Here is a 17,249-nt window from a genome sequence, read left to right on the forward strand (position 1 = left end):
ACGAGGAGCATGACGAGTGGAGTGAGCGCGTCGGATCGACGGACGCGCTTCGCCCGACTCGCACCGCTCTTTGCGTAGTCGCAAGCGACGGGCAACTCGATGCCCGCATACTCGCGAACGACGCGCAGAAACAGAAAACCCACGCCATGCGTGGGTTTTCTGTTTGCGCTCCCGCCTGTCAGATACGGGATAAATCAGATCTCGATCTTCGTTCCCAATTCCACGACGCGGTTCGCCGGAATACTGAAGAAGTCCGTCGGCTTCGCGGCGTTCTGATGCATCCACGCGAACACGCGTTCGCGCCACACCGACATGCCCGGCAATTGCGTCGGCACGACCGTTTCGCGCGCGAGGAAGAACGACGTGTCCATCAGCTCGAAGGTCATGTCGTGCGTGCGGCCGACGTCGAGCAGCACCGCCTTCACGTCCGGCGTTTCGTTGAAGCCGTAGGCTGCCTTCACGAGCCACAGGCCGCCCTCCATATCCCTGACCGTTACACGCTCGGCATCGTTCACGTAGGGGATATCGCGCGTGACGAAGGTCAGGAAGATCGTGCGCTCGTGCAGCACCTTGTTGTGCTTGAGGTTGTGCAGCAGGCTCACCGGCACCAGCGAATCGCTGCCGGTCAGATAGATCGCAGTGCCCGACACGCGATGCGGCGGATGCGCGAGCAGCCCCTGCAGGAACGGCATCAGCGGAATACCGTCGGCGGCCGTGCGCTCCTTGACGAGCATGCGGCCCTTGAACCACGTCATCAGCAGGAAGAACAGCAGCGCGCCGATGCCGAGCGGCAGCCAGCCGCCCTCTTCGACCTTCAGCAGATTCGCGCCGAAGAAGCCCAGGTCGACCGCCATGAACACGGCGATGATGAGCGCGACGAGCAGCTTGTTCCAGTTCCACACGTTCACCATCACCACGCACGCGAGCACGGTCGTAATCACCATCGTGGCCGTCACCGCGATACCGTACGCGGCGGCGAGATTATCCGAGCTCTTGAACGCGATCACGATGCACAGGATGATGAAGAGCAGCATCCAGTTCACGACCGGTACATAGATCTGCCCGATCGCGAGGTCCGACGTGTGCAGGATCTTCATGCGCGGTACATAGCCGAGCTGAATCGCCTGGCTCGTCAGCGAATACGCGCCCGAAATCACCGCCTGCGACGCGATCACGGTCGCCACCGTCGACAGCACGACGAGCGGCAGCAGCGCCCAGTCCGGCGCGAGCAGGAAGAACGGATTTTCGATGGCCTTCGCGTCGTGCATCAGCAGCGCGCCCTGACCGAAGTAATTGAGCACCAGCGACGGCATCACGAGAATGTACCAGGCCATGCGGATCGGCTTCGCGCCGAAGTGGCCCATGTCCGCGTAGAGCGCTTCGGCGCCGGTCAGCACCAGCACGACCGAGCCGAGCACCACGTAGGCCTGCAGCACGTGCGCGGCCATGAACGTGTAGGCGTAGTACGGATTGAGCGCGCGGATCACGCTCGGCGACTGGATGATGTGCCACAGGCCGAGCGCGGCCAGCACGATGAACCACAGCACCATGATGGGGCCGAACAGCCGGCCGACCGTGGCCGTGCCATGCCGCTGGATCCAGAACAGCACGATCAGGATCACGATCGTGAGCGGCAACACCAGGTGTGACAGATGCGGCGCGGCAATCTCGAGACCCTCGACCGCCGAGATCACCGAAATGGCCGGTGTGATTACCGCGTCGCCATAAAACATGCAGGCGCCGAAGATGCCGAGCATCATCAGCAGGCCGGCCATCTTCGACTTCTGATCGAGCGAGCGCAACGCGAGCGCCATCAGCGCGAGCACGCCGCCTTCGCCGTTGTTGTCGGCCCGCATCACGAACAGCACGTACTTGATGCCGACCACGATCACGATCGCCCAGAACAGCAGCGAGATCACGCCGAGAATCGATTGATCGGTCAACGGAATGCCGTGCGACGGACTGAAAGCCTCTTTAAGCGAATACAACGGGCTTGTGCCGATGTCGCCGAACACCACTCCGATCGCGGCAATCGCAAGGGAAGACAGCGGCTGCTTGTGTGCGTGATTGTTATCTGTCATAGACGCGAGAGGATCCGTTCCCAGGCGGAAAAAACGACCGCTATTCTAAACTCCCCATCTGACGCCGCCCGCCTTGTTGTGGATACGCGACGTGGATGGTCCGCGCAGTGTAGCACTGCGATATGAACGCGTCTGCTGCATTGGGGATCATATGGCCGGCATCTCGCGCACCGGCTTCGCGATACGCTGAAGGATAGCCGACGCCGTGCCGCGCCCACAAAAAAACGGAGCCCGGCTGGGCTCCGTTTTCTGAATACGGCGATGAACACGGCAATGAGCACTGGATGAAAACCGCGCGATACACGAATGTAAAACACGTGTAAGGCGCGGGATAGGCATCACTGGGACGACTCCTGCGCCTGCGCAATGCCGCGCTTGATCCACGCACCGAGGTTATGCGGACGCACCGTGTCCCATTCCTCGAACGGCTGATGAATCCACGGGTTCGTGGCCAGGTACTGCACGTGATAGTCGGGCTTCACCTTCGAGCAGGCCTTGTACCACAGCACGGCCGAGCGCACCGCGGTAATGGCCGGATAGCGCTCCTTCAGATGCTGCTGCACGCGTGCGAGCGTGACGCCCGAATCGACGAGGTCGTCGACGAGCAGCACATTGCCCTGCAGTTCGCCGCGCGTCATCGTGATGTATTGCGCGATGTCGAGTTCGCCCTGCTCCGTGCCGGCCGCTTCGCGATACGAACTCGTGGCGAGAATCGCCAGCGGCAGATCGTAGATGCGCGAGAGCTGGTCGCCGACGCGCAGGCCGCCGCGCGCGAGGCACAGGATCTTGTCGAACTTCCAGCCCGACTCGTGCACGGTCAGCGCGAGCAGTTCGATCAGCCGGTGATACTCGTCCCAGCCGACCCACAGGTTCTTCTCGTCGTTACGCGGATCTTTCATCGCGATCATCGGTACACCCTGCATGACTCAAACCTTGAACGGGTGACGCAACAGAATCGTTTCTTCGCGATCCGGACCGGTGGAAACCATGTCGATCGGAATACCGGCAACTTCCTGCACGCGCGAGAGATACGCGCGCGCGTTGGCCGGCAGCTTGTCCCATTCCTTGATGCCGACCGTGCTTTCCTTCCAGCCCGCGAAGATTTCGTAGACGGGCACGCAGCGCGCGACTTCGGTCGCGCCGCGCGGCAGCAGATCGACGTTCTGGCCGTCGACCGTGTAGCCGACGCACAGCTTCACTTCATCGAGGCCGTCGAGCACGTCGAGCTTGGTCATGCACAGGCCCGAGACGCCGTTGATCTGGATCGAGCGGCGCAGCGCGGCGACGTCGAGCCAGCCGGTGCGGCGCGGACGGCCCGTGACCGAGCCGAATTCCTTGCCGACGGTGGCAAGTTCGAGGCCGATCGGGTCCTGACGCGAGGCGTTGTCGGCGTCGTACAGTTCGCTCGGGAACGGGCCCGAACCAACGCGCGTGCAGTACGCCTTCGTGATACCGAGAATGTAGTTCAGTTTTTGCGGACCGACGCCCGCGCCGGCAGTCGCCGCACCCGCGACGCAGTTGCTCGACGTGACGAACGGATAGGTGCCGTGGTCGATATCGAGCAGCGTGCCCTGCGCGCCTTCGAACAGCAGATTGCCGCCGTTGGCGTTGACGTCGTAGAGACGGCGCGACACGTCGGTGACCATCGGCTTCAGACGGTCGGCGTAGCTCAGCATCGTGTCGAGCGTTTGCTGGAAGTCGACTGCGGCGGCGCCGAGGTACTGCGTGAGCACGAAGTTGTGATAGTCGAGGTTTTCGCGCAGACGCTCGGAAAACGCTTGCGGATCGAACAGGTCCTGCACGCGCAGGCCACGGCGCGCGACCTTGTCTTCGTAGGCCGGGCCGATGCCGCGGCCGGTCGTGCCGATCTTGCCCGCGCCGCGGCGCGCTTCGCGGCCCTGGTCGATCGCGATGTGGTACGGCAAGATCAGCGTGGTGGCTTCGGAAATGAACAGACGTTTCTGAACGTCGATGCCGGCGGCTTCGAGCTCGCCGATTTCCTTGAACAGCGCTTCCGGCGACAACACGACGCCATTGCCGATGTAGCACGCGACGCCGGGATGCATGATGCCCGACGGAATCAGACGCAAGATGGTTTTCTTGCCGCCGATGATAAGCGTGTGACCGGCATTGTGACCGCCCTGGAAGCGAACGACGCCTTGAGCGTGGTCCGTCAGCCAGTCGACGATCTTGCCCTTGCCTTCATCACCCCACTGGGTACCCACGACGACGACGTTGCGCCCGGGGTTCACATTCACTGCGCTGGCAGACATGTTGTTTCGTAAGCTGGTTAAAAACGTATTCTACCTAGGTTCGCGGAAGCTTCCGGAATTTTTCCGTTTCCGCTCAACGGCATGCACGTTATGTTGAGTATGGGGAAAGTTGCGCGGCAGCTTGCAGCGGCCTTGCCGCGCCGGGTTCTGGTGGAGGCTTCGCCGCCCTGTGGCGCACGCGGGGACGAGCCCTGGACAGGTCTGGCCGGCACGCACCCAGGCGACGGCTCTCGGGCGCCGCCCAGGTACGGCTCAGGTATGCCTCAAGCGCGCGGTTCGACAACCCAGGCGCCGTTGCGCTCGACTAACATGCGATCGAATGCGAATTCATCGAGATCGTGCTTGTGGCCAGGCAGCGCCTGGATCACGACTTCGCCCGTATCGCGCAGCGCGGCGACCGCGACACGCAGCGCCTCGTCATGCCGCCACGGCGCGAGGATCGCGCTGCTGCGCGCTTCGATCGGCGAGATGCGCGCGACTTCGCGCAGATCGAGCGAGAAGCCGGTTGCCGCGCGCGCGCGGCCATAGGCCTGGCCGACGTGGTCGTAACGGCCGCCGCGCGCGACCGCGTTCGGCACGCCGTCCACGTAGGCGGAAAACATCACGCCGCTGTGATACGCGTAGCCGCGCAGATCGGCGAGATCGATCATCACTTCGGCGCCCTCGACCTGGCTCGCGAGGAACGCGAGGTCGTCGAGCGCGCGGGCGATGGCCGGCGAGTTCGGCAGACGCGCGCGCGCTTCCTCGAGCACCGACGCGTCGCCGTACAACGTGGGCAGCGCGCGCAGCGCGTCGCGAATCACCGGCGAGAATTGCGCCGTCATCTCGACGAGACGCGGCACGTCCTTGCCCGCGAGCGCGTCGTAGAGCGCCTGGCCCAGGGCTTGCGCGGCCGGCTCGGCTTCGATCAGCGCGGCGAGCACGCCTGCATGGCAGAGGTCGAGGCGCACTTTGTCGAGACCGGCAAGACGCAGTGCGTCGAGCATCAGTTGCTGGATTTCGAGGTCCGCTTCGAGACCGGCATGACCGTAGATTTCCGCGCCGATCTGGATCTGCTCGCGCGTCGCGTGCAGACCGCGCGGCCGCGTATGCGCGACATTGCCCGCATAGCACAGACGCGTGACGCCCTGACGGTTCAGCAGATGCGCATCGATACGCGCGACCTGCGGCGTGATGTCGGCGCGCAGGCCGAGCGTGCGGCCGGACAGCTGATCGACGAGCTTGAAGGTGCGCAGGTTCAGATCGTGGCCGCCGCCGCTCAGGAGCGACTCGAGATATTCGAGCAGCGGCGGCATGACCATCTCGTAGCCGTACGAGCGAAAACGATCGAGCAGATGACGCCGCAATTCTTCGATCTTGCGGGCCTCCGACGGCAGCACGTCGGCAATATTCTCGGGAAGCAACCAGGTCGACATCGATACAGTCCTACGGCGTTGAACACGGCGTCTTGAAGCGCCGGGTAAGTGAGTGTGAATGGCGTCCAGCGGCTCGATTCTGGCGGCTGGGGCAAGCGTTCGGGCGGTGCTCGGCGACCCCCCGTCATGTCCCTCGTTAGGTCCCTTAGCGCGCCCGTTTCGCAAGCGAGAATCGACGGGACGGCGGCATGGCCGGCGTGCGAGGCTGACGCGCCGCGTTTCGTGCGCCGCCGCTCGCGCGGCAGACGTCCTGCAAAACTTCCGTTACTTCAGGTCGCGATAAGCAGCAGGATCAGCCCGAGCAGCATCACGATGAGTCCGCCGACACGAATGTGATGCGGTGGCCGCTCCGCTATTTTACGGAACGTGTCGCGCCAGGCGGCCGGAAAAACGAAGGGAAACATGCCTTCGATAATCAGCATCAAGGCGATCGCGAGCAGTAACGAGCCGGCTATGTCCATGCGAATGAAGTGGCCGCGATGCGGATGCCGCGGCCTTCGGTAATCAGCGTTTGCGGGGCGGCGCGGCAGCGTCCGGAGCGGCGCCGCCACTCGGGCTGCGCATGAAGCGGAAGAACTCGCTGTTCGAATCGACCACGATCAGATCGCCCGGCTTGAAGGTCTTCCGGTACGCCTGCATGCTCAGATAGAACTGGTAGAACTGCGGGTCCTTGTTGAACGCCTCGGCGGCGATTTCCGCGGCCTTCGCATCGCCTTCGCCGCGAATGCCCTGCGCCTGCGCAAGACCGTCCGCGAGCACCGCCTGCTGCTTCGCGAGCGCGTCCGCGCGGATCTGGTCCGCTTGCGCCGTGCCCTTCGCGCGTTCGTCGGCTGCGGCCTGTTCGCGTGCGGCGATCATGCGCTTGAAGACCGAGTCGGCCATGGCCGCCGGAAAATCCACGCGCGTGAGCTGCACGTCCACCACCGACACGCCGAGCGATGCCGCGCCCTTATCGAGCGCGCCGCGCGCCTCGTCGGCGACGGCCTGCTGTTTGGCAAGCGCATCGGACAGCGTGAACTTGCCGAAGGCGTCGCCGAGCGCGCCGCGCGACAGCAGCGCGAGCCGGTCCGGCAGGCTTTGCACGTCGCCCTTCGTTTCGGCGACCAGCTTGAGCGGATCGGTCACGCGAAACTTGATGACCGGGTTGACGAGCAGTTCGGTTTTATCCGACGTGACGTAATGATCTTCGTCCGGCGCGTCGAGCGACTGGATGCGATTGTCGACGAGCGTGACCGTTTGCAGCGGCGGCGGCAGCTTGACGTGCAGACCCGGGCCAAGCAGGGTGGGCGCCGCGTCGCCGCGCGCAGACAGCACGGCCATATGGCGTTGATCGACGACGAATACCATCGACGAAGCCGCGAGCAGCACGATGACGACCGCGACGACGAGCGCAATGATTCTGTTCATGTATCGCGCTCCTTATTGAACGTCGTCTTCGCGCATGCGATTGCGGAAGGCTTCGCGCGAACGCAGCGACACACCGGCGGCCCGGCTCGCGGGCGTGGCCGCGGCGGCAGGGGAAGCCGGCGAAGCCGCCGGGGTATCGGCCGAGGCGCCGGTATCGGCCGGAGCCGAGGCAGCCGAAGCGGCGACCCCATCCGCCGCGCTCGCCGCCGGCGGCGCGCTCGCAGCGGTGGCGGCCGAAGCGGCTGCAGCCGCTGCCGCTGCCTGGCGTTCGCGGTTCTGTTCGACCAGTCTGTCGAGCGGCAGATACAGCACGTTGTTGCCGTTCTTCGCGTCGACGAACACCTTGGTCGCATTCGAATAAATCTGCTGCATGGTTTCCATGTACAGGCGGAAGCGCACCACGGCAGGCGCCTTCGAGTATTGCGCGTAGACCTGCCCGAAGCGCTCGGCCTCGGCCTGCGCCTGCGCCACCGTATTCTGGCTATAGGTTTTCGCGTCCTCGATCTGACGCGCGACGTCGGCTTGCGCGCGCGGCAGCAGATCGGCCGCATAGGCCTCGGCATCGCGTTTCGCGCGCTCGTTTTCGTCGCGCACGCGAGCGGCGTCTTCGAACGCGGACTGCACCTGCTCGGGCACCTGCACGCTCTGGATCGTCACGCCCGTCACGGCGAGACCGGACTCGTACTGGTCGAGCGATTGCTGGATCGCGGCCATCAACTGCTGACGCAATGTTTCGCGATCCTGAGCGAGGAGATCGGCGGTGCTCTGCGCGCCGACGATGCCGCGCACCGCCGCCTGCGCGGCATACGCCACGCTCTGGTCGGGATCGACACCGCGAAAGAGGAAGTCGGTCGGCTTGCGCACCTGGTATTGCACCGCAAAGCGCACGTCGACGATATCGCCGTCGTGCGTGAGCATCGCCGCATCCTTCACGTTCGCGAGACGCACCACGTTGCTGCGGCCGATCTCGATCTGGCGGATCTGCCCGACGTTGACGAACTCGTGCGCTTCGAACGGATACGGCAGACGCCAGTGCACGCCCTGCCCCGCGGTATAGCGATACTTGCCGAACTGCATGACGACGGCGGCCTGACCGTCCTGCACGACGAATACGCCGCTGCCGAGATAGATCGCGATCAACACGCCGATCACGATGCCGACGCCGATGCGTGCGCCACGCCCGTTGTCCGGACGGCCGCCGCCGACACCGCCGCCCTTGCGGCCGAACATCCGGCTCAAGCGGCGGTTGAAATCGCGCCACATTTCGTCGAGATCGGGCGGACCTTCACCGTCGCGAGCCGGACGCTTTGGATCGTTCGGACGCTGCCGGTCGCCATTGCCGTCGCCCCGGCCCCAACGCGGATCGTTCAGTGAAAGCAAGGCGCGCATACGCAGCCAGATACTCCGCTCGTTGTAATCGTTCACCTGTGTTCGTTCACCAGAGTAGACAGCGGATCAGTGCAATTGGAACGGGTCAGTGCCCGAGTTCTGGAATCTTGTGGTTCTCGCGCGGTTCTGTCGTACGGATGTCTTCCGACGGGTCGAACGGCATGTCGGCAAGCGGTTCGGCTGTAGCGATTTCAGCGATGGCTGCGCGCAACGTATCAAGCCCCTGCCCCGTGCGCGCGCTCAAAAAGACGCGCGAAATATTACCATACTCGTCCCGCTCGACCGCCTCGCCACGGGCCGCCAGCTCGGGCACCGCGTCGATCTTGTTGAACACGAGCACCTGCCGGACCGTGTCCGCGCCGATCGCGTGCAGCACCTCGTTGACCTGGTCGATCTGGTCGAGCCGCACCGCGCTCGACGCATCGACCACGTGCAGCAGCAGATCGGCGTGAATGGTTTCCTCGAGCGTCGCGCGAAACGCCGCGACCAGCTGGTGCGGCAATTCGCGAATGAAGCCGACCGTGTCGGACACGACGACCTGCCCCGCTTCGTCGCCGAGATAGACGCGCCGCGAAGTCGTGTCGAGCGTCGCGAACAGCTGGTCGGCCGCGTACGCCTGCGCCTTGGTCAGCGCGTTGAAGAGCGTGGACTTGCCCGCGTTCGTATAGCCCACGAGCGACACCGACATCGTCTGGTTGCGATTGCGCGCGCGACGCTGCGTGCCATGCTGGCGGCGCAGCTTGTCGAGACGGATCTTGAGCGCCTTGATGCGCTCGCCGATCAGCCGGCGGTCGGTTTCGAGCTGCGTTTCGCCGGGGCCGCGCAAACCGATACCGCCCTTCTGGCGTTCGAGGTGGGTCCACGCGCGAATCAGCCGGGTCGACAGATATTGCAGCTGCGCGAGTTCGACCTGCAGCTTGCCTTCGTGGCTGCGGGCGCGCTGCGCAAAAATATCGAGGATGAGACTCGTGCGATCGACCACGCGCCGGTTAAGCGCCCGCTCCAGATTGCGCTGCTGCGCAGGCGCCAGAGCATGGTTGAAGATCACGAGTTCGATGTCGTTCGCTTCGCACGCAAGGCGCAGTTCTTCCGCCTTGCCGCTGCCGACGAACATCTTCGCGTCGGGACTGGAACGGCGTCCGGTGAGGGTGACTACGGGATTCGCGCCCGCGCTTTGCGCGAGCAGGCTGAGTTCTTCGAGACTGGCTTCGAAATCGATCTTGCCGAAGTCGATGCCAACAAGCGCTGCATTGATCAAATTGGAGGGTATCAAAATGACGCGGCCGGAAGAGAATCGCCAACGGGCGACATCGTGCCGGCCGCGGCGAGGGTTAGGACTGTTCGGAATCCGGGTGGAAATTCACCGGACGGGCCGGCACGACTGTCGAGATAGCGTGCTTGTAGACCATCTGGGTGACCGTATTCCGGAGCAACACGACGTACTGGTCGAACGATTCGATGTTCCCTTGAAGCTTGATGCCGTTGACCAGATAGATCGACACCGGCACATGCTCTTTACGCAGTGCGTTCAAAAACGGGTCTTGTAACAATTGCCCTTTGTTGCTCATAGCAAACTCCGTATTTTTTTGCAGGTTGACTGAATTGGCGACGAAGAAAAAGAGATCCGCCACCAACCGCTACACTATAGCTGATTTTCATTTCCACGCGCGGCGCCTAGCCATTCGGCCAAACCCAGCACGCACGCGGGTTTCAGGCTCTGCTCCCGGCTTCGCGGCGAGGCCTGGCTCCGGCTCGCCGCGAGACCCGGCGTTCTTTTAGCCTTTGTCCGCGTAAGGGTTCGTCGAGGATCTGAACTCTATTCGCAATGGAGTGCCCATCAGCTTGAAAGTTTCCCTGAAGCGGTTTTCCAGGTAACGCTTATAGGTATCGGTAATCGCATCGAGCGCATTGCCGTGAATCACGATGATCGGCGGATTCTGGCCGCCCTGGTGCGCGTAACGCAGCTTCGGACGCACCGGCCCGCGACGGCGCGGCTGCTGGAATTCGACCGCCTCGATCAGCGCGCGCGTCAGTTTCGGCGTCGGCAGCTTCGACATCGCGGCCGTGTAGGCGTCGTCGACCGAGCGCATCAGCGGCCCGATTCCGGTTTTTTCCGCGGCGGAAATGAAATGGAATTTGGCGAAGTCGAGAAATTTTAGTTTGCGCTCGAGATCGCCCTTGGTGCGCTCGCGCACATGCGGATCGAGGCCGTCCCATTTGTTCACGCCGACCACGAGCGCACGGCCCTGCTCGACGACGAAACCGGCGATGTGCGCGTCCTGGTCCGAGATATCCTGGCGCGCGTCGAGCAGCAGGATCACGACGTTCGCGTCCGAGATCGATTGCAGCGTCTTCACGACCGAGAACTTTTCGATCGCTTCGAACACCTTGCCGCGGCGGCGCAAACCGGCCGTGTCGATCAGCGTGTACGGCTTGCCGTTGCGCTCGAAGTCGACATAGATCGAATCGCGCGTGGTGCCCGGCATGTCGAACGCGATCACGCGCTCCTCGCCGACCAGCGCGTTGATCAGCGTCGACTTGCCGACGTTCGGCCGGCCGACGATCGCGATCTTCACGCCGCGCGCTTCCTTGCCTTCCTCGCTCTCTTCGGGCTGACCGGCGTAGGCGACTGCGAGCGCCTCGTCGATCATGTCGGTAACACCATCGCCGTGCGCCGCCGAAATCGCGCGCGGGTCGCCGAGGCCGAGCTCGTAGAAATCGGCGGCGACGTTGGTGTACTTCATGCCCTCGGCCTTGTTGACGACGAGGAAGATCGGCCGGCCGACCTTGCGCAGATAGTCGGCAATCGACTTGTCCTGCGGCGCGAGGCCGTTGCGGCCGTCGACGATGAACACGACCACGTCCGATTCCTCGACCGCCTGGCGCGTTTGCCGCGCCATCTCGTGCAGGATGCCGTCCTTCGCGACCGGCTCGAAGCCGCCGGTGTCGACGACCAGATACGGCCGCTCGCCGGTGCGCCCTTCGCCATAGTGACGATCGCGCGTGAGACCTGGCAGATCGGCAACCAGTGCGTCACGCGAGCGCGTGAGGCGGTTGAACAGCGTGGATTTCCCCACATTGGGGCGCCCGACGAGGGCAATAACGGGTTTCATCAGATATTGTTCACGGTGAAACGCGGGATCGGAGCCGATCGCACGCGTAGCGACGTCAGGCCGCCGCGCGGCGGCGTTTTGACGAAATTATCACGAATTCAGCCAGCTCCGGATGTGCGTTCGATAGGCGCATCCGGGCGGACGGCGGTGGGCTGCGGGCGGCACCAGGGAGCCGCCGGATTCAGACTTCGCTGCGCAACGGCTCGCCTGCGCATGCGATCGCGCTCTTCTTCACGATGCCGCAAAAGAGGCGCGCGAGCCACCGCGCATGACGAGCGGGACAGCTTCCGATCCGACTTGCCGGACCAGCCCGTCCGGCGGATTTCTTCTTTTGAGTCTGCGCGAGCAACCCGGCAAACAGACCGATCCATCGACCCAAGGCGCCCGACACTCGCCAGCACGTTCAGGCGCCGGTTCAAACCTCGCTTTTCAGCCAGATTCCCAGCCCGACTCTCAGTTAAAACGCGCGCGGCCGGCAAAACCGGCCTGCGCGCCAAACAGCATGCCCTGCGATCAGCGCGGGCGGAAACCGAACAGGCCGCCGTCGCGTGTCTGCACGACCAGCGTGTCGCCGGCCAGCACCGGCGCCGCGCTAATTGCGCTGCCGTCGGTCTTCATGCGTGCGACGAGCGCGCCATCGGTGTTCGACAGAAAGTGCACGTAACCCTGATAGTCGCCGAATACGACCGCGCGGCCGAGCAGCATCGGCACGCTCAGATCGCGGTTCTTCAGCGACTCGTTCTTCCACAGCACCGAGCCATTACTCCCGTCGAACGCGGAGACGACCGACCAGTCGTCGGCGGCGACCACGCTGCGATCATCCTGCGCGAGGCCGCTCGTGCTCGAGAATGCCTTGCTCCATAGCGAGCGGCCCGAGTTCGCGTCGAAACAGCCAATCTGGCCCTGAAACGTCACCGCGCAGGTCTGCGAGCCGACCAGCGTGGGCGGGCCCGTCACGTCGTTGATGCGCTCCACTTCGGTCACGCCCTTCGGATACGACACCGGCGTTTGCCAGTAGTTGTCGCCCGTTTGCAGATTGATCGCCGAGAACGAGCCGCCCGGGAAACCGGCCAGCACCGCCGCGTCGCCCGCGAACGTCATGCCCGACGACACGCGCAGGTTGAGCGGCACCGCGCGGTTGCGGTAGTTCCATTTCTGCTCGCCCGTTTGCCCGTTGAACGCGACGATCTGACCGTCGACCGTGCGCACGACCACGAGGCCGTTGCCGACCAGCGGCGGCGAAATGATCTCGCCGGGCGCCTTGGCGGTCCACAGTTCCTTGCCGTCCGCGCCGAGCACGTACACGTCGCCCTTCAGGCCGCCGACCGCCGTCAGCGTGCCGTCGCTGCCGACGCCCGCCGAGAGGTCGTCGTGCAGCTTGGTGCGCCACACGTCCTTGCCGGTTTGCGCGTCGATCTTCGCGACGGTGCCGTTCGCGCCGGCGGCGTACACGGCATTGCCGACCGCGACCGGCGAGAACAGGTAACGGCCCGCCTTGCCCACACTCGCCGACCAGGACTGCTGCACGTCGAGCACAGGCTTGAACTCGGTGAGCGGCGTCGGCACACGGCGCACGTCTTTCGTGGATGAGCAAGCCGCCAGCGAGAGAACGGCCATCGCACAGATAACGGGCACAGCGTAACGTTTCAGCAGATTCATCGGTGGACGAAGCATTCAGGAGATTAATTAAAGGAAACCGTCTTGCGGTCGTGGCTCACGGCGCGTCGCGCAAGACGCTCAGCCGCCGAGCGCATCGAGCTTGAACTGGATCAACTGGCGCGCCGAACTGTCGCTCTTCGACAGCGAGTCGAGCGCGATCTTGTAGGCCGCGCGCGCATCGTCGTGCTTGCCTTGAGCAGCGAGCAGATCGCCGCGGCGGTCCGCCACGATACCCTTGAAGGCATCCGACTGCGGCTCGGCGAGAAGCGCGAGACCCTGGTCGTAAGCCTTGTCGTCGAGCAGCAGCGAAGCCATGCGCAGTTTCGCGATCTGCTTGAACTCGTCGTCCTTCGCGTGATCGATGGTCCATTGCAGTTGCGCCTTCGCGCCAGCTTCGTCGCCGGCCGCGTAGAGCGCCTTGGCGGCACCGAGCGCGGTCATCTGCGCGTAAGCGGTGCGGCCGAACTTGTCTTCCATGTCGGCGGCCACGCGGGTGACCTTGTCCTTGTCGCCTGCTGCCACGGCCTGCTGCACCTGGTCATACAGCACCGCGGCTTGCGCTGCCTCACGTCGCTGCCAGAAATTCCAGCCGTTCCAGCCCGCACCCGCCAACAATACCGCCAGCACGATCCACGTGGTCGCGTTGCCCCACTGATTCCACCATGCCTTCAGACTTTCAATCGATTCTTGTTCGTCGTGGTAACTCATCGCCCGGCGATTTCCTCTTTCTTGCTACGTGTGCGTGTCGAGCCAGCCGGCCCGACGACATCGCGATCAGTCGTCGCCGTCTTCGGCGGTTGCAACCATCGCATTGATTAGATATTCGGTCAAGTCTTCGGCCAGCACGTTCTGTTGCTCGTTCTTACCGCCGTTGGACGTATCGCGCAGCGGTTTCACGCCGACCGTGCCGTTGGCGATCTCGTCTTCGCCGAGCACGACCGCGAACGCGGCGCCGCTCGCGTCGGCGCGCTTCATCTGCGACTTGAAGCTCGCCGACTGGCCGTCCGCGCTGCAATGCAGGATCACGTCGAGGCCGGTATCGCGCAGACGCTCAGCGATGATGAAGGCCTGCTCGCGCGCCGCGTCGCCCTGATGGACCATGTACACGTCGCAGCCCTCGTCTTCGGGCACGAGGTTCTCTTCCTTCAGCAATTCGAGAATGCGCTCGACGCCCATCGCCCAGCCGCACGCCGCCGTCGGCTTGCCGCCCAGCTGCTCGATCAGCGGATCGTAGCGGCCGCCCGCCGCGACCGTGCCTTGCGCGCCAAGCTTGTCGGTGACCCACTCGAACACGGTCAGATTGTAGTAATCGAGACCGCGCACGAGACGCGGGTTGATCGTGAACGGCAGATTGTTCGCCTTCAGCAGACGCTGCAGGCCTTCGAAGTGCGCGCGCGATTCTTCGCCGAGAAAATCGATCAGTTTCGGCGCGTTCTGCGCGACTTCCTGCAACGCCGGGTTCTTCGTATCGAGCACGCGCAGCGGGTTCGTGTAGAGACGGCGTTTCGCGTCTTCGTCGAGCACGTCCATGTGCTTTTCGAGGTACGCGATCAGTTCGACGCGATGCGCGGCGCGCTCTTCAGCAAGGCCGAGCGAGTTGATTTCGAGCTTGATGCCGGTGAGGCCGAGGTCATCCCACAGGCGCTGGCACATCATGATGATTTCCGCGTCCGCGTCCGGACCCGCGAAGCCGAGCGCCTCGACGCCGACCTGATGGAACTGCCGATAACGGCCGCGCTGCGGACGCTCGTGACGGAACATCGGGCCGACGTACCACAGGCGCTTCGGACCGTCGTACAGCATGTTGTGCTCGATCGACGCACGCACGACCGCCGCCGTGTTTTCCGGGCGCATGGTCAGATTTTCGCCGTTCAATGCGTCGGTAAAGCTGTACATCTCTTTTTCGACGATGTCGGTCACCTCACCGATACCGCGCGTGAACAGCTGCGTATGCTCGACGATCGGCGTGCGGATATTCTGGTATCCGTACGAACGCAGCATCGACTTGACGGTGGTTTCGAAAAATTCCCAGAGCCCGGCTTCCTGCGGCAGGATGTCGTTCATGCCCTTCACACCGGACAGCTTCTCGAGCTTTTTCTTCTGTTCAGTCATCTGTATTTCGATCGCCGCTATTTAGTTGAGCGCGTCGGCGCGGCCATAACGGCGCTCGACGTAGTCGCTCACGATTTGCTGGAATTCTTGCGCGATGTTCTCGCCGCGCAGCGTCTTCACCTTCTCGCCGTCGATGAACACCGGCGCGGCCGGGTTTTCGCCGGAGCCCGGCAGGCTGATGCCGATATTGGCCTGCTTCGACTCGCCCGGGCCGTTGACGATGCAGCCCATCACCGCGACGTGCATCTGTTCGACGCCGGGATACTGGTCGCGCCACACCGGCATCTGCTGACGCAGATAGGTCTGGATCTGCGAGGCGAGTTCCTGGAACAGCGTGCTCGTGGTGCGGCCGCAGCCGGGGCACGCGATCACCATCGGCGTGAACGAACGCAGCCCCATGGTCTGCAGGATTTCCTGGCCGACGATCACTTCGCCGGTGCGCGACGCGCCCGGTTCCGGTGTCAGCGAAATACGGATCGTGTCGCCAATGCCCTGCTGCAGCAGAACCGACAGCGCCGCCGTCGACGCGACAATGCCCTTCGAGCCCATGCCCGCTTCGGTCAGGCCCAGATGCAGCGCGAAGTCGCAGCGGCGCGCGAGTTCGCGGTACACCGCGATCAGGTCCTGCACGCCGCTGACCTTGCACGACAGGATGATCTGGTCGCGCCCGAGGCCGAGTTCGACCGCGCGTTCGGCCGAGCCGATCGCCGACTGGATCAGCGCTTCGTACATCACGCTTTGCGCTTCCCACGGCGTGGCGCGCGAGCCGTTCTCGTCCATCATCTTCGCGAGCAGGTCCTGGTCGAGACTGCCCCAGTTCACGCCGATGCGAACCGGCTTGTCGTACTTGACCGCCGCCTCGATCATCTGCGCGAACTGCGTGTCGCGCTTCGCGCCGTGCCCGACGTTGCCCGGGTTGATGCGGTACTTCGACAGCGCTTCCGCGCAGCCAGGATAGTCGCGCAGCAACAGATGGCCGTTGTAATGGAAGTCGCCGACGAGCGGCACCATCACGCCCATGCGGTCGAGCTGCTCGCGGATCGCCGGCACGGCCGCCGCCGCTTCCGGTGTGTTCACCGTGATGCGCACCAGTTCCGAGCCGGCCTGCGCCAGCTCCTTGATCTGGATCGCGGTGCCGATCGCGTCGGCGGTGTCGGTGTTGGTCATCGACTGCACGCGCACGGGCGCGTCGCCGCCGATGGTGACGAGCTGGCCGCCCCAACGGACGTTGACCGCGTGCGACTTGCGCCGCATCGCGGAACCGCCGAACACCGGCTCGTCTGAAACGATCTTGCTACTGGATTGGGATTGAGCTTCGGATTGCATCGAAAAACCCATTTACGCCGCACACGCTACGCAAAAACGCAGCGCCTGAATTGAAAAAGCGCCGCGGACCGGTTGGCCGCGGCGCACACCGTATCTGTCAAGGCAACGCAAAACGCGCCACGTTGCCCCTGGCTGCCGCATATTTCGCCGGATCGACAGGCTGACCGTCGAGCGTCAGCGATTCGAGACCAGCCTTGTTGCCGACCGTCACCTTGAACGGCGCAACACCCGTCACCTGCTTCGGGTCCCCCGCATGCACGAGACCGGAGAACAGTTCCTTGCCGTCCTTGTCGCGCACGCTGAACCAGCTATCCTGGGTTACGCGCAGCGCGACGACCGCTTCGCCCGGCGCGGGCGCCACGGCCGGCGCCGATGCGCCCGCCACGACCGCTGCCGGCGCGCTTGCGCCCGTTGCGGCAGCCGGTGCCGCCTGCGAACCCGCCGCCGGCGCGGCAGCCGTCGCCGCCGTCACGG

At 64.2% G+C, this 17,249-nt stretch carries 15 protein-coding genes; all 15 read right to left on the reverse strand.

The window, feature by feature from the left end; all coding sequences use genetic code 11:
* Positions 1-194: 194 nt before the first annotated feature.
* Positions 195-2,081, reverse strand: a complete 1,887-nt coding sequence (locus GXB81_RS19520) for a potassium transporter Kup (RefSeq protein ID WP_167044970.1) — start codon at positions 2,079-2,081, stop codon at positions 195-197.
* Between the two features lie 338 nt (positions 2,082-2,419).
* Positions 2,420-2,989 carry a phosphoribosyltransferase gene (locus tag GXB81_RS19525; protein WP_205990094.1) on the reverse strand — a complete coding sequence of 190 codons (570 nt, stop codon included), beginning with the start codon at positions 2,987-2,989 and terminating at the stop codon, positions 2,420-2,422.
* 18 nt (positions 2,990-3,007) lie between these two features.
* On the reverse strand, positions 3,008-4,354 hold the full coding sequence (locus tag GXB81_RS19530) for an adenylosuccinate synthase (RefSeq protein WP_167044968.1): 1,347 nt from the start codon (positions 4,352-4,354) through the stop codon (positions 3,008-3,010).
* Positions 4,355-4,617: 263 nt separating this feature from the next.
* Positions 4,618-5,769: an ATP phosphoribosyltransferase regulatory subunit gene (locus GXB81_RS19535; protein WP_167285506.1), complete on the reverse strand. Its 1,152-nt coding sequence runs from the start codon at positions 5,767-5,769 to the stop codon at positions 4,618-4,620.
* A 269-nt stretch (positions 5,770-6,038) separates the two neighbouring features.
* The gene (locus GXB81_RS19540; protein WP_167044963.1) at positions 6,039-6,230 is read right to left on the reverse strand and encodes a DUF2065 domain-containing protein; all 192 of its coding nucleotides are present in this window, start codon (positions 6,228-6,230) and stop codon (positions 6,039-6,041) included.
* Positions 6,231-6,273: 43 nt separating this feature from the next.
* Entirely contained in the window at positions 6,274-7,176 is a 903-nt protein-coding gene (locus tag GXB81_RS19545) for a protease modulator HflC (protein WP_167285505.1), read from the reverse strand.
* Between the two features lie 12 nt (positions 7,177-7,188).
* The gene (hflK, locus tag GXB81_RS19550; RefSeq protein WP_205990095.1) at positions 7,189-8,601 is read right to left on the reverse strand and encodes an FtsH protease activity modulator HflK; all 1,413 of its coding nucleotides are present in this window, start codon (positions 8,599-8,601) and stop codon (positions 7,189-7,191) included.
* 49 nt (positions 8,602-8,650) lie between these two features.
* Positions 8,651-9,838, reverse strand: a complete 1,188-nt coding sequence (hflX, locus tag GXB81_RS19555) for a GTPase HflX (RefSeq protein ID WP_167044954.1) — start codon at positions 9,836-9,838, stop codon at positions 8,651-8,653.
* Between the two features lie 58 nt (positions 9,839-9,896).
* A complete protein-coding gene (gene hfq, locus GXB81_RS19560) occupies positions 9,897-10,133 on the reverse strand; it encodes an RNA chaperone Hfq (RefSeq protein WP_006051315.1) in 237 nt (78 codons plus the stop codon).
* A 207-nt stretch (positions 10,134-10,340) separates the two neighbouring features.
* A complete protein-coding gene (der, locus tag GXB81_RS19565) occupies positions 10,341-11,678 on the reverse strand; it encodes a ribosome biogenesis GTPase Der (RefSeq protein WP_205990096.1) in 1,338 nt (445 codons plus the stop codon).
* 513 nt (positions 11,679-12,191) lie between these two features.
* Complete coding sequence (bamB, locus tag GXB81_RS19570; RefSeq protein ID WP_205990097.1) at positions 12,192-13,337, reverse strand: outer membrane protein assembly factor BamB; 1,146 nt, start codon at positions 13,335-13,337, stop codon at positions 12,192-12,194.
* Positions 13,338-13,415: 78 nt separating this feature from the next.
* Positions 13,416-14,045 carry a tetratricopeptide repeat protein gene (locus GXB81_RS19575; protein WP_167044945.1) on the reverse strand — a complete coding sequence of 210 codons (630 nt, stop codon included), beginning with the start codon at positions 14,043-14,045 and terminating at the stop codon, positions 13,416-13,418.
* 66 nt (positions 14,046-14,111) lie between these two features.
* A complete protein-coding gene (gene hisS / locus GXB81_RS19580) occupies positions 14,112-15,449 on the reverse strand; it encodes a histidine--tRNA ligase (RefSeq protein WP_167044942.1) in 1,338 nt (445 codons plus the stop codon).
* Between the two features lie 21 nt (positions 15,450-15,470).
* Positions 15,471-16,787, reverse strand: coding sequence for a flavodoxin-dependent (E)-4-hydroxy-3-methylbut-2-enyl-diphosphate synthase (ispG, locus tag GXB81_RS19585; RefSeq protein ID WP_167044939.1), 1,317 nt, complete (start codon positions 16,785-16,787; stop codon positions 15,471-15,473).
* 85 nt (positions 16,788-16,872) lie between these two features.
* Positions 16,873-17,249, reverse strand: a 377-nt coding sequence (locus GXB81_RS19590; RefSeq protein ID WP_205990098.1) for a DUF4115 domain-containing protein, incomplete at its 5' end; no start/stop codon positions are given.

Origin of the sequence: Paraburkholderia sp. Ac-20336, assembly GCF_017105025.1 — a bacterium.
In the GTDB taxonomy this organism is placed as follows: Bacteria; Pseudomonadota; Gammaproteobacteria; order Burkholderiales; family Burkholderiaceae; genus Paraburkholderia.